This is a genomic window from Bacteroides zoogleoformans (genome assembly GCF_002998435.1).
Lineage (GTDB): Bacteria > Bacteroidota > Bacteroidia > Bacteroidales > Bacteroidaceae > Bacteroides > Bacteroides zoogleoformans.
This window is the reverse complement of the sequence record NZ_CP027231.1, coordinates 2,035,017-2,059,472: the sequence shown is the minus strand read 5'-3', so window position 1 is coordinate 2,059,472 and position 24,456 is coordinate 2,035,017. Positions and strand designations below refer to the sequence as shown.

The 24,456-nt window shown below is 48.5% G+C and carries 16 protein-coding genes; 8 read left to right on the top strand and 8 right to left on the bottom strand.

Annotation, left to right across the window (positions count from 1 at the left end; all coding sequences use genetic code 11):
• Positions 1-49: 49 nt before the first annotated feature.
• On the bottom strand, positions 50-565 hold the full coding sequence (locus tag C4H11_RS08515) for a DUF4348 domain-containing protein (protein ID WP_106043267.1): 516 nt from the start codon (positions 563-565) through the stop codon (positions 50-52).
• Between the two features lie 74 nt (positions 566-639).
• Complete coding sequence (locus C4H11_RS08510) at positions 640-1,407, bottom strand: DNA alkylation repair protein (RefSeq protein WP_106043265.1); 768 nt, start codon at positions 1,405-1,407, stop codon at positions 640-642.
• A gap of 134 nt (positions 1,408-1,541) precedes the next feature.
• On the opposite strand from C4H11_RS08510, the gene C4H11_RS08505 reads away from it, so the two are divergent.
• The 8 genes from C4H11_RS08505 (at position 1,542) to C4H11_RS08470 (ending at position 12,645) form a co-directional block, all read left to right on the top strand.
• The gene (locus C4H11_RS08505) at positions 1,542-2,543 is read left to right on the top strand and encodes a M28 family metallopeptidase (RefSeq protein WP_106041276.1); all 1,002 of its coding nucleotides are present in this window, start codon (positions 1,542-1,544) and stop codon (positions 2,541-2,543) included.
• A 27-nt stretch (positions 2,544-2,570) separates the two neighbouring features.
• Positions 2,571-3,812, top strand: coding sequence for a nucleoside recognition domain-containing protein (locus tag C4H11_RS08500; protein WP_106041275.1), 1,242 nt, complete (start codon positions 2,571-2,573; stop codon positions 3,810-3,812).
• A gap of 153 nt (positions 3,813-3,965) precedes the next feature.
• Positions 3,966-4,388, top strand: a complete 423-nt coding sequence (ybeY, locus tag C4H11_RS08495) for an rRNA maturation RNase YbeY (protein WP_106041274.1) — start codon at positions 3,966-3,968, stop codon at positions 4,386-4,388.
• Positions 4,389-4,498: 110 nt separating this feature from the next.
• The gene (locus tag C4H11_RS08490; RefSeq protein ID WP_106041273.1) at positions 4,499-5,086 is read left to right on the top strand and encodes an RNA polymerase sigma-70 factor; all 588 of its coding nucleotides are present in this window, start codon (positions 4,499-4,501) and stop codon (positions 5,084-5,086) included.
• 34 nt (positions 5,087-5,120) lie between these two features.
• Entirely contained in the window at positions 5,121-6,098 is a 978-nt protein-coding gene (locus tag C4H11_RS08485) for a FecR family protein (RefSeq protein ID WP_106041272.1), read from the top strand.
• A gap of 304 nt (positions 6,099-6,402) precedes the next feature.
• Positions 6,403-9,609 carry a TonB-dependent receptor gene (locus C4H11_RS08480; RefSeq protein WP_234819807.1) on the top strand — a complete coding sequence of 1,069 codons (3,207 nt, stop codon included), beginning with the start codon at positions 6,403-6,405 and terminating at the stop codon, positions 9,607-9,609.
• A gap of 11 nt (positions 9,610-9,620) precedes the next feature.
• On the top strand, positions 9,621-11,282 hold the full coding sequence (locus C4H11_RS08475; protein WP_106041270.1) for a RagB/SusD family nutrient uptake outer membrane protein: 1,662 nt from the start codon (positions 9,621-9,623) through the stop codon (positions 11,280-11,282).
• Positions 11,283-11,358: 76 nt separating this feature from the next.
• Positions 11,359-12,645 (top strand): histidine-type phosphatase, encoded by a 1,287-nt coding sequence (locus C4H11_RS08470; protein WP_106041269.1) that lies wholly within the window; start codon positions 11,359-11,361, stop codon positions 12,643-12,645.
• A gap of 68 nt (positions 12,646-12,713) precedes the next feature.
• Here the strand turns inward: C4H11_RS08470 and C4H11_RS08465 are convergent, their stop codons facing one another.
• The 6 genes from C4H11_RS08465 to C4H11_RS08440 form a co-directional block, all read right to left on the bottom strand.
• Positions 12,714-14,744, bottom strand: coding sequence for a hypothetical protein (locus C4H11_RS08465; protein ID WP_106041268.1), 2,031 nt, complete (start codon positions 14,742-14,744; stop codon positions 12,714-12,716).
• A gap of 48 nt (positions 14,745-14,792) precedes the next feature.
• Positions 14,793-15,806, bottom strand: a complete 1,014-nt coding sequence (locus C4H11_RS08460; RefSeq protein ID WP_106043263.1) for a family 43 glycosylhydrolase — start codon at positions 15,804-15,806, stop codon at positions 14,793-14,795.
• Positions 15,807-15,833: 27 nt separating this feature from the next.
• A complete protein-coding gene (locus tag C4H11_RS08455; RefSeq protein WP_106043261.1) occupies positions 15,834-16,802 on the bottom strand; it encodes a glycoside hydrolase family 43 protein in 969 nt (322 codons plus the stop codon).
• 235 nt (positions 16,803-17,037) lie between these two features.
• Positions 17,038-19,698 (bottom strand): family 43 glycosylhydrolase, encoded by a 2,661-nt coding sequence (locus tag C4H11_RS08450; protein WP_106043259.1) that lies wholly within the window; start codon positions 19,696-19,698, stop codon positions 17,038-17,040.
• A gap of 84 nt (positions 19,699-19,782) precedes the next feature.
• Positions 19,783-21,360 carry a RagB/SusD family nutrient uptake outer membrane protein gene (locus tag C4H11_RS08445; RefSeq protein WP_106041267.1) on the bottom strand — a complete coding sequence of 526 codons (1,578 nt, stop codon included), beginning with the start codon at positions 21,358-21,360 and terminating at the stop codon, positions 19,783-19,785.
• 22 nt (positions 21,361-21,382) lie between these two features.
• A complete protein-coding gene (locus tag C4H11_RS08440) occupies positions 21,383-24,394 on the bottom strand; it encodes a SusC/RagA family TonB-linked outer membrane protein (protein WP_106041266.1) in 3,012 nt (1,003 codons plus the stop codon).
• Between the last annotated feature and the right edge of the window lie 62 nt (positions 24,395-24,456).

The window sequence follows — 24,456 nt, the reverse complement described above, 5'->3', positions numbered from 1 at the left end:
AGAGACTTGTGTCTTTTACGATAGAGATTTATGTTTGTGGATCATATCTTTAAGGATGCAGTTCTTCAAATGCTTTGTTCTCTTCCTGCACCATACGGATGGTCTCTTTGAGTTCGCCGATAGGGAGATCGGGGTTATACCAGTCGGTGTAGCAGTCGGTGACATACCATTTGCCGCCTATCCGTTCAAATACGACACGCAGCGATACTTCGGACTCGTCATATCCGGCTTCGAATTCCTTATGGTCCGGTTCGTCTAACGTGAAGTGAGAGGTATAGACGCCACCCTCCTCTTCCGTAATCTTTCCCTCTTTCAAGGTCTCCTCGTCCAGCAAGGCCCACTTCTCGCGGGTGAAGGGAAAAGTCTGTTCCGTCTCTCCGTCGTCCTTCAGCAAGACAATGGGCGACTTCAGCGGAAACTTGATGCGGGAATACTGGAAGGAAGCACCGGATGTGAAATTCCTGAGGAATGTATTGAAATCTTCCTCATCGGCTGCTGCCCGCCCACTCGAAACCGACAGCAAAAGCACTGCGAACAGGCACAGCGCATAGCGAATTGCCTTCATCATAAAACAGGTTGTTTTTATGGGCGCAAATATAAGATATCTTACCGAATTCCTAACAACGAAAGCCACATAAATCAACGCTTCATGAATTCCCTCCGCTCCTCTTCCGGAAACTTCTCGATGGCATAGCGCAGCATGGTGCGGGGCATCGTCTTGCAATGCTTCTCCAGAAATTGCACCAACAAGTCCTTGTCGCGCTTGCCCATTTCGCGAAGCATCCAGCCCACGGCTTTCTGCATCAGGTCGTGCTTATGGTGGAGCAGGCGCTCGGAAAGAGCCAGAATATCGATGAAATCGTGGTTTTTGATAAGCGTATAGGTAGCCACCACCGCTATGCGCCGCTCCCAAAGCAACGGGCTGTCCGCCAAGCGATACAATTCATCGCGCGATTTGTCTTTCAAGTACTCGCCCACGATGCCGGGAGCGGACAAGTCCACCAAATCCCAGTTATTGATGCGAGAGGTTTGCGAAAGGTAGAACTCGTAGATTGATTTTCTTCCCTTTTCATCGCTCTTTTTAAAGCGTTCCAGCAACATCAGCAAAGCACAGAGCCTGCATTCGTGCCATGGGCTTTGCAGCAATGCCGCCATCACCCCGAAAGGCTCGTCCTTGTGCATCTTGGCCACCAAACGCGTATTAGGCACAATCACACCCAGAAACTTGTCGCCTTCGCCATACTGCCCCTTCCCGGTCTTGAAGAAACGGGGCAGAACCTCTTTCTTTACAGGGTCGATATATGCTTCCAACTCTTGCTGTATGCAGGCTACTCTTTCGGCTACTTCCTCCGCCGAAAGGAGACGCTTCAAATCAACGCCTTCCGGTGTGTCACTCTTCTTTTTCATCATTCGCTATTTCATTTACACTTATTCCGAATACATTCGTCAGCAGACAAAAATACTATATTTATATAGAACTATCGAAAGTTATCCGTAATTTTGCAACTGATTATGTGTACCATCCATAAAACCGTACAACGATGTATAAAGTCTTTTTAGGAATAATCTGTTGCCTTTCCTTCGCGTTGTCCTTGCATGCGCAATCACCGCAAGAAAAAGGACTGCAAAGCATCAACCGCGCTTCGGCCGAAGCCATTGTACGCTTTCTGGCCGACGACGAGCTGCAAGGACGCGAAGCCGGCACGCACGGTGCACGCATAGCGGCACGCTACTTGGCCTCCTGCCTGAAAGAAGCCGGTATTGAGCCGTTAGATAGCACGTATTACCAACCTTTCGAGGCATGCGGCAAAGAACGCTGGCAACGGGACAGATGGGAAGTACACCCCGACTCCGTCGCCCGTTTGAAACAAGGCGTGTACCGTTCGTTGCACATGAGCAACGTGTTAGGAGTCATTCCGGGGCGGCGTAGCGATGAGTATGTAGTGGTAGGTGCGCACTTCGACCATCTGGGCATGGACTGCACCCTTGCCGATGATGCCATATACAACGGCGCCGACGACAATGCTTCGGGCGTTTCGGCCGTATTGCAGATAGCACGCGCATTCCGGGCTTCGGGGCACCGACCGTTGCGAACGGTTGTCTTCGCTTTCTGGGACGGCGAAGAGAAAGGACTGCTCGGCTCCCGGTATTTCGTACAGACATCCCCCTTCATCAGCCAAGTGAAAGGCTACCTCAACTTCGACATGATAGGCCGAAACAACAAGCCCGAACAACCGCAACACGTAGTCTACTTCTATACCGCCGGCCATCCCGCTTTCGGCGACTGGCTGAAGCAGGACGTTGCACGCCACGGACTGAAGCTGCAACCCGACTACCGTGCCTGGGACAATCCCGTAGGCGGAAGCGACAACGCCTCCTTTGCCCTGCAAGGCATCCCCGTCATCTGGTATCACACGGACGGACATCCCGACTACCACCGCCCTTCGGACCATGCCGACCGCCTGAACTGGGAAAAAGTGGTCGAAATAACCAAAGCGGCGTTTCTCAACGCATGGAACCTCGCCAACGAGAACAACTATTAATCCATATACAAAACAACGTAACGATACATGGTTTTAAATTATATCTGGGTAGCATTTTTCGTCATCGCATTCATCGTGGCCCTTTGCCGGCTCATCTTCACGGGCGACACGGAGATATTCACGGAACTTGTCAACTCCACGTTCTCCTCTTCCAAAACAGCGTTCGAGATATCTTTGGGATTGACGGGAATACTCGCCCTCTGGCTGGGCGTGATGAAGATAGGCGAAAACAGCGGCATGATCAATGCGCTTTCGCGCTGGCTGAGCCCGGTGTTCTGCCGCCTATTCCCCGAAATACCGAAAGGACATCCCGCCATGGGTTCCATTTTCATGAACCTCTCCGCCAATATGCTGGGATTGGATAATGCCGCCACGCCCATGGGGCTGAAAGCCATGAAAGAGCTTCAGGAGCTCAACCCCAAGAAAGACACCGCCACCAACCCGATGGTAATGTTCCTCGTGCTCAACACTTCGGGGCTGATACTTATCCCTGTCAGCATCATGATGTATCGCGCGCAGATGGGTGCGGCACAGCCCACGGATATCTTCATCCCCACACTGATAACGACCGCCGTCTCTACCCTTGTCGGTGTAATCGCCGTCAGCATAGCCCAGCGCATCAACCTGCTGAACAAGCCCATACTCATCCTGATAGGTTGCATCAGCCTCTTTTTCGCCGCACTGATTTATCTGTTTACACGCATCGAGCGTACCGAAATGGGCACATACTCCACCCTGATAGCCAACATCCTGCTGTTCTCCATCATCCTGCTGTTCATCCTTTGGGGACTGTGGAAGAAAATCAATGTGTACGACGCCTTCATCGAAGGAGCGAAAGAGGGTTTCACCACCGCCGTGCGCATCATACCTTATTTAGTGGCTTTCCTCGTTGGAATCGCCGTTTTTCGCACTTCCGGAGCAATGGATTTATTGATAGACGGTATCGGCCGTGCCGTAGGGCTGCTCGGAGTGGACACGAGTTTCGTAGGAGCTTTGCCCACCGCCCTGATGAAGTCACTGAGCGGCAGCGGAGCTAACGGGTTGATGATTGACACCATGAAGCAGTATGGAGCCGACTCGTTCGTGGGCCGCATGAGTTGCGTGGCCCGTGGGGCTTCGGACACCACGTTCTACATCCTTGCCGTATATTTCGGCAGCGTGGGCATCACCAAAACACGCAATGCCGTGACCTGCGGTCTGATTGCCGACTTCTCCGGCATCATCGCCGCCATCATCATCAGTTATATTTTCTTCTTCGGGGAGGTTTGACAGATGGTAGAGGGAAGAGGCGTAAGATGTTAGACGTTAGAGAAACAAGACATAAGAGACGTAAGAGATGTCAGATGTCAGGCTGTATGTGGGCGATGAGGGATTATTAGAAACCGGAAAGGATACAAAATATTAAAAAAACGATATACAGACATGATTAGCTACCACGCTGAAGGCATCGAAATGCCCGCCCTCAAGAAACACGAGACAACGGAATGGATCAAGTCCGTGGCTGCCTCATACGGCAAAAGAATCGGTGAAATCACCTATATCTTCTGTTCGGACGAGAAAATCCTTGAAGTGAACCGCCACTATCTGCAACACGACTATTACACGGACATCATCACCTTCGACTACTGCGAGGGAAACCGCCTCAACGGCGACCTCTTCATCAGCCTCGACACCGTGCGCACCAATGCGGAACAGTTTGCCGGCAATGATTATGAAAGAGAATTGCACCGCGTCGTCATCCACGGCATCCTCCACCTTTGCGGTATCAACGACAAAGGGCCGGGCGAACGGGAACAGATGGAGGCGGCGGAGAACAAGGCGCTGGAGATGAGAGCACCGAAATGATATGCTCGCACTTGCATCACAGGTAAATATTAATAACCTGAGGTCTTAGAATTCAGGTTAACAGATATCTTTGCCAATGATTACCCAACCGAAATTCTTTTATCACCATAATGAATAGAAGCATAGAATATGAATCGTTGTTCAACACCGTTTACCGCACATACAAAACGGCCTTTTTGCGGTTTGCATTCACTTATGTACACGATTACACAGTAGCAGCCGACCTTACGGCAGACGCTTTTTCCGATTTCTGGGAAAAGAATCTGCTCTGCTCAGAAAAAGAGGCTGCTTCTTACATACTGACTTCCATCAAGAACAAATGTCTCAACCATTTGAAACACCAACGTGTGGTAGATACCGCTTCTATCAGTCTGACAGAATATCAGAAGTGGGAACTGCATGCACGTATCAATCAATTGGAAAGTTGTGACCCCACAAATTTCTTCTCAAATGAAATAAGACAAATAATTAACGAGACACTACAATCACTTCCGGCACGCACCCGCCAAATTTTCATAATGAGCAGATTCGATGGAAAGAGCTACTCCGAAATAGCCACGGCTACAAACATTTCCGTAAAAGGAGTAGAGTTCCATATAAGTAAAGCATTGAAAGCTTTTCGAATATCGCTAAAAGACTATTTTCCTTTCCTTTTCTTGTTTTTTTCCTTTTTCTCACTAGGGGGACGATGGGGGTAGTTGTATTATAATAAACCCCCAAAATCTACTTATAATGAAAAAACAATATGCAGACAGCACACAATATGTACAGAAAGAGGCTCTTTTTCGTTTTTTTAGCGGCGAAGCAAGTCTTGACGAAAGAATGGAAATAAAAGAATGGGTGGAGCGTTCGGAAGAGAATCTACGGGAATTCAATGCACAACGCAAACTCTTCGATATGATCAACTTCATACAGGAAGAAGAGAATGCCAAGCATATAAAAGCAACCCCAGCAAAGCGCATACAAATCCGTAATCTGATAAAAATAGCAGCAGCAGTAATATTGACGTTTCTCGTCACACAGATATATCACCAATATACCGCACACGATGAAATGATTCCGGCTTTATGCTCGGTATATGCACCGGCAGGACAACGCACGCAGGTAACCCTGCCCGACGGCACAACCGTATGGCTCAATGCCTGCACTACCTTAAAATACCCGACATCTTTTGCTTCCTCCGGTCTCAGACGTGTAACCCTGCACGGAGAGGCCTATTTCGAAGTGACCCATCAGGCGAAAAATCCGTTCATCGTAGAAACCGACAAATGCGATATCGAAGTGTTGGGCACTCATTTCAATGTAGAAGCCTATCCACATACAACGAAATTTGAAACCTGCTTGATGGAAGGTAGCGTAAAAGTAACTTCCAAAGGAAAAGAACCCGATTCTGTTATACTAAAACCGCACGAAAAGGTCTCATTAGAAAAAGGATGTCTGAAAGTAAGCACCGTGACCGACTATAATGCTTATCTCTGGAAAGAAGGAATAATCAGTATAAGGAACCAACCGTTCAGCGACATCATGCAAACTTTTGAGAAATACTTTGCCACCAGAATACTTGTCAAGAATAAAAAGGTTTTAAAGTACTCTTATACCGGCAAGTTCCGTCAAACAGACGGTATCGACTATGCACTGCGCATCCTGCAAAACGACCTTCACTTTACTTTCCACTACGACATGGAACAGCAAACAATCACCATTGAATAAACACATCATTGTAGAACTCTTAAAAACGATATGCCTATGAATAAACCATAAACTATTATTAAAAAGGGCAAGTGCTGCAACACTTGCCCCGACTAAGAAAGAACACTTAAAAACTTAAATGTTTAACCATAATCGAAGCTAATTTATGAAAAAATATCAGATTCAGCACTTTCTATTGATGAAAGGATGCCGATTTAAACAATCTTTTAGAGTTATGCGTATTTCCACACTACTTATCATGTTTTGCGTACTGTGCTCTTATGCCGGAAATATAAATTCGCAAAACGCCAAAGTTTCGTTGAATATGAACAACGTCTTATTAGAAAAAGTACTGAATGAAATCGAACTCCAGACAGAATATTTATTTATCTACAACCACCAAGTCAATATCAATAAAACAGTATCAGTGAATGTGGATAAACAAACTGTCAGTAAAGTACTCGATAAGATTTTCGCAGATACAAACATTCATTACAGACTTAAAGGCAAACATATCATTCTGTCTCCGGCAACAGATGCGGTAAACAAAGCACAGCAACAAAACCTGACTATAAAAGGGTTCGTAAAAGATACCAAAGGATTGCCCGTTATCGGAGCCACAGTGATTGAAAAAGGGACGACCAACGGAACGGCCACCGATATAAACGGAAATTTCACCCTTACAGTATCATCGGCCAAATCGTTGTTGGAAGTCTCCTATATAGGATATAAAAAAGAGGAGGTTGAAGCCATGAGCGGCAAACCCGTCTCCATCGTTTTGCACGAAGACAATGAATTGCTTGATGAAATAGTGGTAGTAGGATACGGTTCGCAAGTCAAAGTCAACCTTACCGGCTCGGTAGCATCCATTGACAGCAAAGAACTGGCTGACAGGCCGGTTACTTCCGTTTCATCCGGCCTCCAAGGGCTTGTTCCGGGCATGACGGTTACCTCAGGAGAAGGGCGTCCGGGACAAGACGGCGCTTCTATCCTTATCAGAGGATTGGGCACGTGGAATTCCGCATCACCCTATATTCTGATTGACGGTATCCAATCCGGCTCAATGAATCAAATCGACCCCAATGACATTGCCTCCATCTCCGTACTGAAAGATGCCGCTTCGGCCGCTATCTATGGCTCTAAAGCCGCCAATGGAGTGATTCTTATTACCACCAAACGCGGAAAGACCGGACGCGCAACTGTGAACTACTCTGGTAAAATCGGGTGGCAAAAAGCCACAGGATTTGTTGAGCGCATGCACTCCGGCGATGCTGCCGAATACTATAATAAGGCTTTGGAAAACAGCGGAGCCGCTCCCCGGTTCACCGAAGAAGAGATTAAGAAATTCAAAGACGGCTCCGATCCTTTTGCTTATCCCGATACCGATTGGAATAAATTGGGATTTGACGGCAGCGGCTTTATGAACCAACATAACGTAAGCGTATCAGGCGGTAACGAACATGTAAAATACATGACTTCTGCCGGTTTCCTCGACCAAAACGGCATCATGCGCAATTGCAACCGCCGACAATTCAATATGCGCTCCAATATAGATATTGTCCTGTCCAAAAGGTTTACACTGCGCTCCGGCATGTCATATATCAACAATTACTATAAGGATGCCGATAATTCGTATATCGGTGGGGGGTCCGATCAAATCATACGCCAAATCAACCGCATAGCTCCATGGATTCCTTATAAGAACGAAGACGGCACATACGGAACCATCGGTGATGGAAATCCCATCGCCTGGCTCGACCTGAACCAAACCATCAATCGGAAGAACCAGAACTTTGCGGGAAACATCGAACTGGAATACCACATAACAGATGGCCTTCAACTCTCCGCAAAGGGGGCATATACGGGAAACAATCAAGAATACGATGCTTTCCGTAAAGACATCCAATACAACAAGAACAAGTATCACGGCCCCAATAAACTGAGTTCGAGAGCATACTTTTGGGACCGCGAGTCACTTGACTTGCTGCTGAATTATCAGAAGACTTTAGGCAGACACCATCATCTGAAAGCTTTGGCCGGGTATCGCATAGAAGACTACCACTACAAAGAGTTGAGAGGAGAACGCGAAAACTTCCCCAACAATACACTTACAGACCTAAATGCCGGAACAGAATCCACACAAACCAATTCAGGATATACCCGATCACTGAGCATGATGTCGTACTTCGGACGCATCAACTACGATTACAAAGGACGTTATCTGTTTGAAGCCAACCTCCGTGCCGACGCTTCTTCCCGTTTCAGTCCAGACCATCGGTGGGGATATTTCCCTTCTGTATCGGTGGGGTGGAGAATATCCGAAGAAACGTTCATGAATTGGTCGAAGAAATGGATGGATTCGATGAAGATACGTGCCTCTTGGGGACAGCTGGGTAATCAAAGTGCGCTGAACAGTGACAATAGCGACGACTATTACCCATGGATGGTGACTTACAGCATCGGGCACAATTATCCGTTTGACGATACGGTAGAAACCGGTATCGCACAAACGTCACATCGCATAGCCTCCATTTCATGGGAGAAATCCACCACTTGGGGAGTGGGAATCGACATGGCTTTGCTGAATGCCGTCGACCTGAGCATCGATTACTACAACCGTAAGACCACGGATATTATCATGAGCGTTCCCGTACCGGGCACTTTCGGTTTGAAAGCCTATAAGGATAACGTTGGAGCCATGTCCAACCGAGGTCTGGAAATCAGTGCCACCTATCATAAGGAATGGAAAGACTGGAGATTCAGAGTAAGCGGCAACTGGAGCACCAACCATAACAAAATACTCGATTTGGGAGGGGTAGATAAAATGTACGACGGCAATAAGATACACCAAGTAGGGAAACCCTATGCCTCGTTCTACACTTACCAAGCCGACGGTTTATTCAAAAGTCAGGAAGAAGCCGATGAATATACCAAAACTTACGGCAATCCGTTCGGGCCGAAGTTCATGGCCGGAGACATCCGTTACAAAGATACGTCGGGCGATGGTAAGTTAACCTCTGCCGACCGTGTCATCGGCAATAACGAGAAACCGAAGTTCACTTTCGGACTGAACTTATCGGCAGCATGGAAAAGTTTGGACCTTTCCCTTCTGATGCAAGGAGCGTCAGGCGTTCAGCGCTATTTCACCGAAGAAGTCTTCGGCACCTTCGAAGGGGATACGTCGCATCCGTCCACGGCTTGGTTTGATGCATGGTCGCCCGAAAACCCCAATGGTTCATTTCCGCGGTTGTATTCCGATAAAAATTCGGCCAGCCGTCCGGGCAACTACTCCACTTTCTGGTTGTTCTCCACCAACTATCTGCGGATAAAGAACATACAATTGGGATGGACGCTTCCCAAAGCATATACGGCCCATCTGGGCATAAGCAAAGCCCGTATATTCTATTCGGGAGAGAATCTGCTGAAGTTCGATAACCTTCCGGTCAACATAGATCCCGAAGCACCTTCAGGCCGCGGTTCACACTATCCACAAGTAATGACAAACTCATTCGGCATAAACATAACCTTTTAATTGAACTACCTATGAAATCGTATAAATTGATAGTCTGGGCATCCATCGCCCTGTTATCCGCCTCTTCGTGCGACAGCTTCTTGGATAAGGTTCCCCACGATTCCTTATCACCTTCCACTTTCTGGCAGACGGAGAAAGACGTCTACAATGCCGTTACGGCCTGCTATGAGAAATGGTCAAACCCCGTCGGCTCCGATGACATTCTTTTTGCCGACTGCATGTCCGACATAGCCTATAAGGCTTCATCATCGGGCAACTACAAGTTCGTGGCTAATGGCACCATGTCTCAAACTCACACCATGTCATATTACAACTACTCTCTCATCCGTCGTTGCAACACATTCTTTGCAAAGGCAGAAAAAGTGAACTTCGACGAAAAAGTCAAGAATGATTTGTTTGCTCAGGTGCGCACCATCCGTGCTTATCGCTATTTCCAGATGAATTTCTGGTATGGTGGCGTACCGTTGATTACCGACCTACCCGAAACGGCGGTGGCAGCTCAAGTGGAAAAGACCTCCGAAGACAAAATAAAAGAGTTTGTCTATAATGAACTGGACCAAGCCATCCCGATGCTGAACATAAGACCTGCACAAAAAGGGCGTATCGCCCGGGGCACAGCTTTAGCCGTGAAAATGAGGGCTGCCTTGTATTGGGGAGATTATAAGAAAGCACGCGAAGCTGCCGATGCCATCAGACAATTGGGCATGTATCAGTTGGATTCCAATTTTCTCGAAATGTTCAGCCTGCAAGGACAAACTTCGAAAGAAATAATCTACGCCATGCAACATGTGCCCACCACATTTCCGTTCGAGAACTGCATCCGCCTTTTCAACAACGGCGACGGAGGATGGGCTTCGATGGTACCCACAAGCAACCTTGTGGACATGTTTGAAATGAAAAACGGATTGATGCCCGATGAACCGGGTTCCGGATACGACCCCGAACATCCGTTTGCCAATCGCGATCCGCGTCTTGCCAAAACCATCATATATCCGGGTATGGACTGGTTAGGAAAGAACGGAAAAGTCAGAGTGTTCAATACATTGGATAAGAAAATCGGCGGAGTATCGAATCCCGACTTTTACAACGCTTCCAACAATGCCTCGAAGACGGGAATGATATGGGCCAAATATACCGTGCCCATCTCGCAATACTCGCCGTCGCTGGACAATGAGGCATTATGCCCCATCCTATTCCGCTATGCCGAAGTATTGCTCACCATCGCCGAAGCAAACGTGGAGTTGAACGAGAACCTTGACGAAGCGCTCGACATAATCGACCAACTGCGTACACGCGGTGGCATGAGTAAGTTGAACCGTTCGAAATATACCGATCAAAAAAGCATCCGTACCCTGATACGCCGCGAACGTACCATCGAACTGGCCGGCGAAGGCATGCGCCGTGCCGACATTGTCCGCTGGAAAGATGATAACGGCAAGATGGTGGCTCATACGGTGCTGAACGGAACTCTTTATAGAATGATAGGCACAGTGAACGAGAAAGAAAGCAACCCAGAAATGCGCGCCCGCATAGAACCGCGCACATCGGCCAACGAGAAGCAATGCCGCATCGAAGACCGCGTGTTCAACGACCACAACCGCTACCTGCCTTTCCCTCAAAGCGAACTTGAGAACAATCCGAAGTTAAAACAGAATGACGGTTATGCAAACTAACGATTAACAACATGAGGTGACAGATTCCTTACTCAAATTGAGAATAATCTGTCACCTTCTCTAATTCTTATTTATCATGAAAAGATTCTTTCTTCTATGGTTATGCCTGTCAACTGTCGGCATGGCGTATTCGCAAAGCATCGAGCAAGTAATCACCAAAAACCATTCGTTGACAGCCAACAATTATCAGGCGTACCCCGAACCTACGTGGCAACAGTCGTCTGCCCCGCTGGGATACGTGCCTTTCTACATCAGTACGTACAACCGACACGGTTCGAGGTTTCTAATCAACCCCAAAGACTATACCTACCCGCAGCAAGTGCTGGGAAAGGCCGATTCGGCAAACGTCCTGACCCCCGCCGGCAAGCGGACGCTGGACATCGTGAACAGTATGAATGTCATGGCCGAGAAGCGTCTGGGTGAACTGACCCCCGCAGGCGCCCGCCAACACAGAGACATCGCCCGAAGAATGTATCACAACTTCCCCGAAGTCTTTGCCGACAGCGCAACGATAGACACACGCTCCACCATCGTCATCCGCTGTATTTTGTCCATGATGAACGAATGCATGGAGTTGCAGGGGCTGAACCCCGCCTTGCGCATATCGAGTGACGCCAGCCTGCACGACATGCCGTACCTGAACAGGGATAATACCAAACTGAATAAATTGTTACGATTGCCCGAAGCCGAAGCTGTTTATCGTGATATTGCAGTGAAATATGTCCACCCGCAGAGGCTGATGGCGGCATTGTTCAGCGATTCGCTCTTTGTGAAGCAGCATGTAGAGCCGGCACGGTTGATGAACAACCTCTTCGACATAGCTTGCAACATGCAAAGCCACGACACCGACATGGAGCTGTATTCGCTCTTCACCACCCGCGAGTGCATCGACCTGTGGAGCAAGAACAACATATCGTGGTATCTGTATGCCGGTGCGGCTCCTCAAACCAAAGGGTGGATGCCCTATCGGGAAGCCGAACTCCTGCGCAACATTCTCCAAACTGCCGACGATTTCCTCGCAACAGGTCGACACGGTGCCACACTGCGCTTCGGGCACGAGTCCTGTCTGCTGCCTCTGGTCGCCTTGCTTGAGCTGGAGCATTACGGCAAAACGTACACCGACATGGACAGTCTGGCAGAGCAGTGGCGTTCGTTCGAAGTCTTCCCCATGGCCTCCAACGTACAGTTCGTCTTCTACCGGAAACCCGGCAGTGAAGATGTCTTGGTCAAAGTCCTCCTCAACGAGAAAGAAAGGCACATGCCTATGCACACGGACGTGTATCCCTATTATCATTGGAAAGACGTCAAGCAGTACTATGACGGCAAGCTACGGAACTACGATGAGAGCGAATATAAGAACTGAATGAATTCCCACTTTTTCAAGTGCCGGATAAGGTTAAACATCTATGCATGACATACCGCTGTCCGGCACTATCTCTCCAATAAGAACCGCTCTGCACGTCCCGGGGTGAAAAGCTCCCACAGGGAAGCGACCGTCCAGCCCGGAGCGAAGATATTGTTGTAGTATCCCTTTCCGTTGCGGCCATAATCCCAGTTGGTGTGTTGCACCACTTCGGGATAATAGCCGACTTTCGCAATGCCGCACATGTGCCCTTCATGGGGGAGCAACTGGCGCATGGAGGTTGAAATCACCTCGGCGAAGTCGGAGAAACGAGGTTCGTTGTACTCGTTGGAAAGCCAGTTCAGCACATCGGCAAACTCAAAAACAAATACATCGATGTGGTTGTTCTCAACCGAGACGTTGCCCCATCCACGGGTTTTCAAACCGATATCGCCCAGCATCTGACCTTGGGCAAAAGGAACATCCCACGTATAATACCAGGACAAGGCGAAATAAGCGGCTTTCTTGGCCAAACCGGCATAGTGTGCACGTTCTTCGCCTTTCGTGACCAAAGCCAGATAATAAGCAGCCGTGGCAGCATACAAGGAAGCCTCCTTGTCCTCGCAATTGGCATCCAACGTGGAGGAGAAATAATCGGCTTTGGATATAAGTTCTTTCTCCAAGTACTGCACCGTGCGCTTGGCGGCGGCCAGATAGCGTTTGTCCTTGAAATACTTGGAAGCCATCACCAAGGGCAATGTGGCCGAGGGAGTACTGCCGCCGCTGCCATCTACAATGGAGAAGTCGTCCTTGAACTTGCGCGGGAAACTGCCGTCATCGTTCTGCAACTTAAGGAAATTGTCCAACATCCCCTTGATGCGCTTTTCCCATTCGGGATGGCTGCGTTTATGCCGTTTTTCGTAATCCAGATAGTTCAGCATGGCATATACGCCTTCGGATTGACGGCGGATGCTGTGGTTGGTTTCCTTGAAGCCACGATTGTAGTGCACCACCTCGTTAAAGAATCCTGCCGGCGAGAACCCGTTTTGAAGATATGTGTCGAAGATGCTGTTGGCATCCTTCGTCAAACCAGGACGATTCTTCAACGTGCCGTATTCCAAGGCGTTGAAGGCATTGAGCAAGGTGCGACCCACAAAGCCTATTTCTGCCACATCCGTACCGGCACAGGTGGCTGTTTCCAGTTCAACGCCCGAATAATAGTGGGTGGGAGTGTTGCCTATATAACTTTCCACAAAGAAGTTGCTCATCACTTCCTTCATCCGGTCTACAGTATAAGGGGTTTTCACCGGTTGCGGGCGATTGGTGTCATAACTGTACTCCCACGTGCGCTGCACGCATTCCGAGAAATCGGCCGCATCGCGTTCGGAAAGCTCCCAAGTCAGCGAAACACTGTCGCCTTTGCGAAGCAGTTGGAAAGCCTCAACGGCAGGAGCCAACGTCAATTTACGGATATAGGTCTTAGGCGCTTCCTTATAAGGAAAGCCATAAGCAAGCACCGTCATGCCATCCACATTCAGGAATCCGGTGTAGCCGATGGAGGTTTCTCCGGACAATATCACTTCGCCCTCTTTATGGGTGGACAAGGCTTCTTTGTCGAACTTATCGATACGGATGACCGACATGGATTTCCCGATGACGGGATTGAAAGCCGCCGTCAGCGGGGTGCTCAGACGGTCTTCACGCACCAGCCAGCTGTCCGAAGTATGGAACGAAGGCGCTTCTTTAGGCGAACGCAGATTGCGGCGATACCAGAAGCCGGGCATATAGAACCGGCTATCGGCATGCCTATAACCCGTCTTCACCTGTTCCCCATAATTGAAATAAACATCCTCCACGGCTTTGATAACCACCGTGACACGCTGCCTGCCATCCGCATCCGCCACTGTCCGGATGATGGTCAACGGCAACTCTTCCGAAGCCCGACAGCTATACACACCGCCTTGCTGCCGCTGAAGAGCCAGCGGATATTGCTTGGCCGCATTTCCCGGAACCTTCAAGGAAACGGAAGCCGACACGTCTCCGGGGGCTATATTCATGGCCTCCATACTCGCAATACCCATCAAAAACGCTATTCCTGCAACTAATCTTTTTAATCTCATAAGTATGTCTTTTTTTGTTATGTTCATATTATCGGCCGGCTCTGCTATTCAGCGTTGCAGAAATACCGGCTTGTCCGATTCTGTCGAAGGGCTGCTTCCCTCCACCGACGGCCAACCGCTTTTCCAGTCTATCCGGTCCATCATCAATACACGTCCTTCGGGCTTCTTTGTACTCACGGCATGGTAGAAAATCCAATCGCTGCCGGCATCGTCCGTCACAATCTCCGAATTGTGTCCCGTCCCTACAAAGGAATTATTCTTCCCCATCAGGATTTCGTGCTTATTATCGAGCATGCGCCCGCCGTTCTTGTCCACATAAGGTCCGAAAAGGCTTTCGGAACGTCCTACAACCGTGGTATAAGTACTCTTCAACCCCTCGCAGCAACTGCCTATGGAGGCAAAGAGATAATAATAACCGTCTTTCTTATGGATATAAGTACCCTCGTAGGCCGTGCCCGCCACTTGACGCGGCACAGCACCCTCTTTCAGAAAAAGTCCGTCATCCGAAAGTTCGATGGCATAAATTCCCCGGAAACTACCCCAAAACAGATATTTTTTCCCGGCCTCTTCTATATAGAAAGGGTCAATGGAGTTTTGCACATTGATTTCATTGCTACGAAACATCTTGCCATGATCCGTGAAAGGGCCTTCGGGCTTATCGGCTGTGGCGCAACCTATGCCGCACGTCCACTCGCCTCCCCATACCGACATGGAGTAGTACAACACATATTTATTGCCTATCTTATTGATGTCCGGCGCCCACAAACCGCCTTTCTCCTCGAAGGTGGGGCGGGTATGATTGGTAAAGGCAGTGCCCACATAATCCCAGTCGACCAGATTCTTGGAACGGTGAATGGGCAGGTTGCGGATATCTTCGGTGGCATAGAGGTAGAAATAGCCGTCATCGGCCTTTATGACCGAGGGGTCGGGCAGGCTGTAATCTATCACCGGGTTGCGGTACACATTCTTCGGCTGTTCGGCCGGTGTTTCTTCCTTAGCCGATGTTGACGAAGAACAAGCCGTCAGGCTGCATAGCAGCCATAATTCAAAGAAAATCTTCATACGCATGTTTCCTGTTTTTATACGATTTCATTTCACGACCTTGGGGGTCATATATTCCTTACTGATTCTCATACGCTCCACCCCATCCACTTTCTCAAAACAGACATCGCTGATATACATGGCACGCGGATGGATGTTGCTTTTATCCTTGTGCGCATGGAAAACGATGCGGAGCTTTCCGGCCTTGTCCGTAAACATGGCGCTATGCCCCACTCCTACCAGCTCGCCGGGTTTCTGCAAAAGTGGATTTTCATCGTACTTAGTCCATGTCCCCATCACGTCGGTGGCCGTGGCGCAACCTATGCCATAGAAAGGGCTCTCATAGCTGTTGGCTGAATAGGTCATATAATAGAGCCCGTTGCGCTTCATTACAAACGGCCCTTCGTTGACACGCGGCCAGACCTCCTCCCATGCCTGCGAAACATGAATGCAAGGGTGCATGGTCTCTGTTTTAATCGTAACGAGGTCTTTTTCAAGCTCGGCCACCCAAATGTTAAGCCCGTCGTTGAAACGGTCGAAAAACAAGTAAGGCGTGCCGTCATCGTCGACGAACAGAGAGTTGTCGATGCATTTCTCGCCGGCAATCATAGGCTGCTTCTCGCTCTGTACAAAAGGCCCTTCAGGCTTATCGGCCGTGGCCACGCAGATGTGTTCGTCGGCGGAATAGTACATGTAGAACTTCCCATCGACCTCGTAGACCTCCGGAGCCCAGAACCAACGATCGGCCCATACATCTTTCTTGTTCAGTGCCATACCTTTGTATTTCCAAGTCTGCAAGTCATCCGAGGTATATACTTCAATGCCATCTGCGGCATTCGTGCCATAGGCATAATAAGTGTCACCATGCAACATGATAAACGGGTCGCCGAAAAGCACCGGTGTTTCAACTCCATTGACAACTATATCGTCCACGTTCTTGTATTCCGAAGAACACGACTGGCAGGAAGTCAGTACAGCCAGCAGAAACAGATACATACTTATAAAATTCTTCTTCATGAGCATTTTCTTTTGATTCTTATTTTAAGATAAATCTTTACTAAAAAAACATTTTTTCTCTCCCTCGCATACTGAGGGGGGATCAGTAGTATACTTAGATACCCTAAGTCGTATACTTAGGCACCCTAAGTCCTATACTTAGATAGGCTCTATTTAGGTGTACTGATAATCAACCTGTTACAAGAGCGTCTCACGGCGTATATTTTTTCGGACAAAACGCCGTCCCGACGCCCGGTTAAGGTTGCACCTGACGAAAAGGCTGCCCGATGTGGTAATACAATACTCCCTTATAGGTCGGAGCACCGCTTTCCGCACAGAATCCGATGCGGGATGCAGGATACCGGATATCCATGGCAGCCATTTCCTTGCCGTCGACAAAGAGATACAGTTTCCCGCCCCGGCGCACTGCACGGAAATTGTAGGATGCCTTCAGTATCTCGTGTATACCGATTTTATAGATATGGCGTTTCAAATCTTCCGCATCCTTATTGATGAACCGGATTCTTTCAGCTTTCACCGGGGAAAAAGACAAACGGTTATAAGCCGGATGCCGTGGGGCGACCTCCGCACCCTGCACATCTATCGGATGCCACTCGCCGTTACTCAAATAATCCACCGTGAACTTACTGAACATGTCTTCCACAAACCGGGACTTGTCATCGGCTTCGTGGCGATTCAAGTAGAGGGCATCCACCCATGCAGGTGTAGCAAAACAGTAAGATTTCTCGATGAAATCGGTATATTTCACATCCGGATAGACCGTTTGCAGGCATTCCAACGAGAAGTCTTCGCGCCAAGTGGTTTTTCCTTTTTTCACGGCAATCACCTCAAGCATACGGGTCGTGCCGTTGAACCGGGCCTTCACATAATTATCCTTGTCTACATAAACCGGATAGCAGCCTGCCACGTCTTGTTCAGAAAAGCCGGACAGCTGAAAGCTGAACTCATAATCGTTCAGGAAATCCCCCTTCAACATCTCCGCCTCCTCCGCAAGCTGCCATTCCATATCGTCGAAACCGATAGTATAGACAGCACCCTCGAACAAGGCGTCTCTCTTTCCGTCAAACACGCCGGGAACCCCCTCCTCCGCGGCGGGAATAATTTCCGTAAACATATGTTTTTCCGGAGCAGGAATCTCGTCCAACCAGACTTTTATGCATCCTCCGTTACGCTCGATACGCAAATGATGATAAACACCCCAGCGGAAATCAGCAGGCAGAGCAAAGACCTCCTTTTTCTCCTCGCCGTCGATACGGGTGCGCATATACCAGCATCGATGGCCGGCATCCAAGCCAATATAAGCGCAATTGTCGGCATCTTTCCACCATGCAACGACACCGGCTTCGGCTTTTGTCTTAATCCCCGTCTCGAACAGATAGGCAACAGACGCTTGCACCCCCTGCAACACACCGAACGAAGACGTTTCGCCTATTCGGGCAAAAGTAGGTAAAGCAGGCTTCGGATGATAGCCCTTTGTACGAGGCCCGGTTATGCCGTCCACATACATCGTTTTATCAAAAAACTGTATGCGGTCGATATACTGCCCGCGATGTTCGTTGTTTTTGTTTGCCATATAAATCAACCACCACTCAAACCCATTCGGCCCTCTCAGAATATTGGGCTGTCCGGGTGTCATCAGTATATCATCGGACACATCGTTCTTCATGTCGAACAAAGCGACATCAAAGAACTGCGAACTTTTTCCTCTCCTTGTCTCCACGGCAAGAAGGTTCGCTCCTTCTTTCAGGGCAGCACGCAATTTCCCATCAAGATTGACGATGCAATAATCACGCCCCTGCTTCTCATAAACCGGTGTACCGTTCAGATAAATCTTAGTATCTCCGTCGTGAGCCACCCGCAAAGCCAGATTGCCAACCTGCTTACCGGCAGAAAAGGCTTTACGCAACCACAGAGCAGGAGATTTCCACCAAGTACCCATACGCCGAACCGTAGAACCTTTCACCTCGTCGGACGAAAAACCTGTTTCTCCTTTCTTCCAGCCCGAAGCCTCATAGGTTTCCTTTGTCCAGTCTCCTTCCGGCATGCTTTCCGTATAGGCAAACAGCGGCTCATACGCATCGCCATACCGCAATAAGTCTACATACTTCTCTTCGAGTTCTGCCTGATTACATCCCACAACCGGATGACTATATTTACTACCATTTTGAAAACCTAAAGGAGAGTCGGCCTCGGCCACTCCCAACTGATAATTGCCCCATTCCGTAGAGGTGTGGTTGGCATTGTACATCATATAATAACGCCCTCTGTATTTCATTACCCAAGGGCCTTCCGCCACCCTGTTATCCATCGTTTCCCATGTATCGGGCAACGAAGCGAACTGGCACACGGGCTCGCCGTCAAACTCTGCCGGATTCTTCATCTTGCGGCCCCATATCGTATTACCATCCGTGAAGCGTACCATATACATGTATAACTGTCCGTCGTCATCCTTAAAAACCATCGGGTCGATACGGTTGTCCATCCAAGCTTTCTTGTCCGGCTCGACATAAGGCCCCAATGCCTCTTTGCTTTGCGCATGTGCTATGTGAACCGCATGCTTATCCTTTCCCCAATAATTGACAGACCAGTACAGATGAAAATCACCGTTCAGGTAGCGGATGTCATTGGCATGAATCTGGTCATTCCCGGCTCTACTACCTTTTGTCCATTCATTATCCATCGAAAGGACATGGACAGGTCTCCCCCAATGAACCAAATCATCCGAAACATAAAAGTCTCCATTCGTATGTACGCCGCCGATATAATATTTGCCGTTGTACTTCATCACACCGGCATCCGCCACTCCGGGAAGTACCGGATTTAGGACGTTCTGTGCAAACAGTGTGCTGCAACAGGCAAAAGCCAATAATAATATGGTTTTTCTACAAATAAGCATGTGCCACATAAAAATTAAGGGAAAAGGCTATGCCGGAAATCTCTGAATGAGCAGAAACTTCCAGACACAGCCTTCCTTGAATTATCAATAACCCGGATTCTGCTTCAGGTGTACCACCTTATCCATCGTACTGTTCATCACCTCGTCTCTCGGAATGGGCAAACGTCTGTGCTTGCCAATGATAAAGTTGTTGAAATCCTTGTCACGAGCTTTCAGCTCATCGATACCTGCCTGAGAATCGAGCAATCCCCAACGCTTCAAGTCGGCCCACCGCCATCCCTCGAAACAGAGTTCCAACGTACGCTCCGTCTGAAGACGTTTGATAAAGGCATCTTTTGATTTCAAGCAATCTTTCCATTGGCTGTTTTGCAGTTTAACCAACCCGGCACGCTCTCTGACCTTATCCACGTAAGCGGCGGCATCTGCCGTACTTCCTCCCGTCTCTACCAAGCATTCGGCATAGTTCATCAGGATGTCGGCGTAGCGCATGATGCGATAGTTGTTGCGTGCAAAATAGTCTTCCGCAGTGCGATAGTATGAAGTGTTGTATTTACGAATGTAGCAGTCCTCCGGGTCGGTTCCCCATCCGTCGTTCCAATCGGCATTCTCAAACCGATAATAGTTCTTCGGAAGGTTGGGAAAATCTTGCGAGAAACCACGATAAAGGATACTGCTATACAAGCGTAAGTCGTTCTGCCCATCAGCCCGCTTCTCTTTCAAGAATTCATCGACCAGCCAACGACGAGCCTTTCCGTCGCCCCAACCGATACCGCCGGGAGCATAGAATTGGGTACGCTGAAAGCCGAACGCCATGCTGGCGTCATTGCCCGTACCACCTTTGTTCTTGTCATCGAACTGAATTTCAAAGATGCCTTCCTTGTTGTTCTCGTCCAAATCGGTAAAGTTATCTTCGCGATTATCGATAAGACCATACAAAGAACCTTCCTTGTCAATCAGCCATTGCAACTGTTCTTTTGCCTTGTCATATTTGTGTTGCTGCATATAGGCTTTGCCCAGCAGGGCTTTCGCAGCCCCCTTGGTGGCACGCCCCAGATTGGCCGCATCCCAAGATTCGGGCAAATATTGCATGGCAAAAGTCAAATCTTTTTCTATCTGGTCCCATATCTCCTGTTCGGAAGCGTCTTCCGGGATGTAGGTGGCATCCTTTGGCTCAAGAGGCATGGTGCCTTTGTCCCACAACAGATTGACTTGGAAATACCATAAAGCTCTCAGGAACGAGGCTTGCGCCAATACCCGGTTTTTCGTCGTCTCGTCCATCTCTATTTTAGGAACATAGGTCAACACTTGGTTACAACGGAAAATGCCCACATAGAAATGTTCCCAATGAACGGTGTTTCCTTCATAAAAGTTATAGTTGTTATAGAGGAAGCGAGTCCAGTCGCCCAACTCAATCCACGGAGAAGAGCTCCACCCTTCATCAGAAGTCAAATCGTAACGGAACGAGAGCCAACGCATCCATGTCCCTTCCTTATAAAGAAAGCTGTAACAAGCATTTACACCGGCAGTAGCATCTTCCGGCTTGTTCCAATAAGTGACGTTAGTGACTTCGTTCGGATTATCAATATCCAGTAAATCAGAGTTGCATCCGGTGCACAACGTCATTGCACCGGCCAGCATCAATCCGTAATATATCTTTTTCATAATTTCTTAATTGATTTAAAAGTTAAAAGGTCAAATCTAATCCAAACATTACCGAACGAGTGTTGGGGTAAGCAAAGCCATCCGTTCCACTGTTCCAAACAGGATTCACTCCCTTAAAGTCCGGATCCAATCCTGAATAACCGGTGATTGTAATCAGATTGCTTCCGGTGGCAAACAGGCGAAGTTTCTCAACGCCCAGATTCGTCAACCATTTCTGCTTGAAGTTATATCCCACAGAAATGTTCTTCATACGGAAATAAGAACCGTTCTCCAAGAAGCGGTCGGCATCACGGGAATTGCGGAAGTCACCGTATATGATACGTGGCGTATCGGAGTTCGGGTTCACCTGATAGGGTTCTTCGCCTTTCTTGAAACGGATGTAATTGGAGTTGTCCGCAAACAGACGTCCTTGCCAACGGGGAACATTATATATCTTATTACCGAACTGTCCGTTCCACATCATGCTGAAGTCAAAATTCTTCCACTCGGCATTGAACACCAACGACATTTGCATCTTGGCCCACGGGCTGCCGCAATAATCGCGGTCGGCATCGGTGATTTCACCGTCATCATTCAAGTCGAGGTATCTCACATCGCCCAACTTGGGACGTTTTCCCTCAATGATAATAGGAGTTCCCTTGGAGGTCACATAACGATCGATTTCTTCTTGTGTCTTGAAAATTCCGTCCGTTTTTCTCAGATAGAACTCGGCCAACGACCTGCCCGGTTTCGTTCTTGCCTGACCAGAGTCGATAAAGTCCCTTTCAGTATCGTCACGTCCGAGGCTCAACACCTCGTTGCTCATCGTTGTTACATTCAGCAAAGCACTGTATTTGAGGTCCGACACCTGATCTTTCCAGCCCAACGTTATTTCAAAACCTTTGTTGCGCAAACTGGCTGCATTCTTCCACGGTGAGCCTCCTTGATTACCGGTGGAAATGGCTATCGGAGTCTCGGCCAATACGTCGCTGGTCTTGGAGTTATAATATTCCGCGCTGACAGTCAGCCGCTGGTTCAGGAAGCTGGCATCAAAACCAATATTCACTGTTTCTTTTGTTTCCCACACAAGGCCGGTATTCACCAGTTTCACTTGAGTGGAACCGGTAACAATGGCTCCGCCAAACACGGTCACGATACTTTGATTGATGGTTCCGATATAGTCCCAATCGCCGATGGAGGCATTACCCAGCCGTCCCCAGTTTCCTCTAATCTTCAAGTCATTAATCCATGATACATCAAAGAAGTCTTCTTTCGAGATTCTCCACGCACCGGAGAATGAGGGGAAGTTGCCCCAACGGTTTTCCTTCGCCAAACGGGAAGTGCCGTCGCGACGGAAAGTGGCAGTCAAATAGTATCTGTCGTCGTAGATATAGTTCGCACGTCCCAGATAAGAAATCATCGCATTCTTGCTGATGGCATTAGAATTCTGTTGGTTGCTTTGTCCGGCATTCAATACGGTGAGATAACCATTGTTGCCAAGCATCGGGAAGTTCAGACGCGAAGCCCAAAGCCCTTCCCATTCATGGTGTTGATAGGTTGTACCCACCACAGCGTCCACATGATGTTTCCCAAAATCTTTGTTGAAATTCAGCGTGTGCTCAATCAGCATGTTGTAAGTATTATCACGGGCTTTCTGACTTTCCGGGTCGCGATGTTCTTGGTTCTGAGTCCAGTTACCCTCACCGCGGAACCATGAATTCTCATAGAAATAGAGGTCGACACCGCCGTTGAATTTATAAGAAAGGAATTCGAAAGGTTTGAACTCCAACCATACAGAACCATTCAAGCGATTCTGACGATAATGGCGGTATTCCAAATCCTCACGCGCAATCGGGTTCACGCCGAACGTATTGTATTTGGAAGCGTCGCCGTAACCATACCCTCCCGGATTATTCTCATCATAGATAGGAATGGTAGGCATCATACGCAAAAAGTCATTGTATGTATTTGTCTGGTTCGGGTCTGTGTTTGTCAGTGAATAAGCCATGTTTTCACCAAAAGAGAACCAACCCTTTTTGCCTTGCGTGTTTACGCGGAAGCTGTAACGGTCGAACGTATTTCCATAAGACACACCATTGTTTTTGTAATATCCGGCGGAGAGGAAATAGTTGCCGGAATCGCCTCCACCGGAGAGAGATACGTTGTAGTCCTGCACCAAAGCCGTCTTCAGTACTTCGTCCTGCCAGTTGGTATCATACGGCGAGTGCTTCTGGGTGCTGTTTACGGTGGCAATGCCATCCTTAATGGCTTCATTGTAGGCAATATCATTATATTTGATGTATTCCGCCGCATTCATCAGGTCGTACTTCGGACTCCATTCCAACGTTTCCTTTACACTGACATTCACCTTCATGGGGCCTTTTGCACCTTTCTTGGTAGTAACGATGATTACACCGTTGGCTGCACGAGAACCATAGATGGCCGCTGCGGAAGCATCTTTCAGAATTTGGATGGATTCTGCATCTGCCGGGTTGAAATCAACGCCCGGATCGGTAATCATTCCGTCGACAACCCACAGCGGGGAGTTATTGCTTAAAGACCCTACACCGCGAATCTGAATGGAAGCATCCTCTCCTGCCCGTCCGCTACTACGCACGTTGACGCCGGTGGCCAAACCTTGCATCTGGCTGACAAGCGTTCCGGCAGCACTTTTCTTCATCTCTTTGGTATCTACCACAGACACGGCTCCGGTCAGGTCGGACTTCTTAACTGTCTGATAACCGATGACAACCACTTCGTCCAAAGCCTTTGCGTCATCTTGCATCACCACATGCAGGGCAGTTCCTTTATAAACCACTTCCTGACTAATCATACCGATGTATGAGAAAATAAGCGTACTCCCTTTCTTTCCGCTTACAGAGAAGTTACCGTCGATGTCGGTAATAGTACCCGTAGTAGCTCCTTTCACCACTACATTTACACCCGTCAAGGGTTCTTTATTTGCATCCGTCACCGTTCCCGTTATGGTCACATCTTGTGAATAAGCGGTAGCTGCAAACAAAACGAAGAATAAGAATAAGATTTTCTTGCTCATTTTTTATAGAATTAGATTTTCAAACTATACGGAAATAGAAGTCCGCTTTCTTAATTATTGCA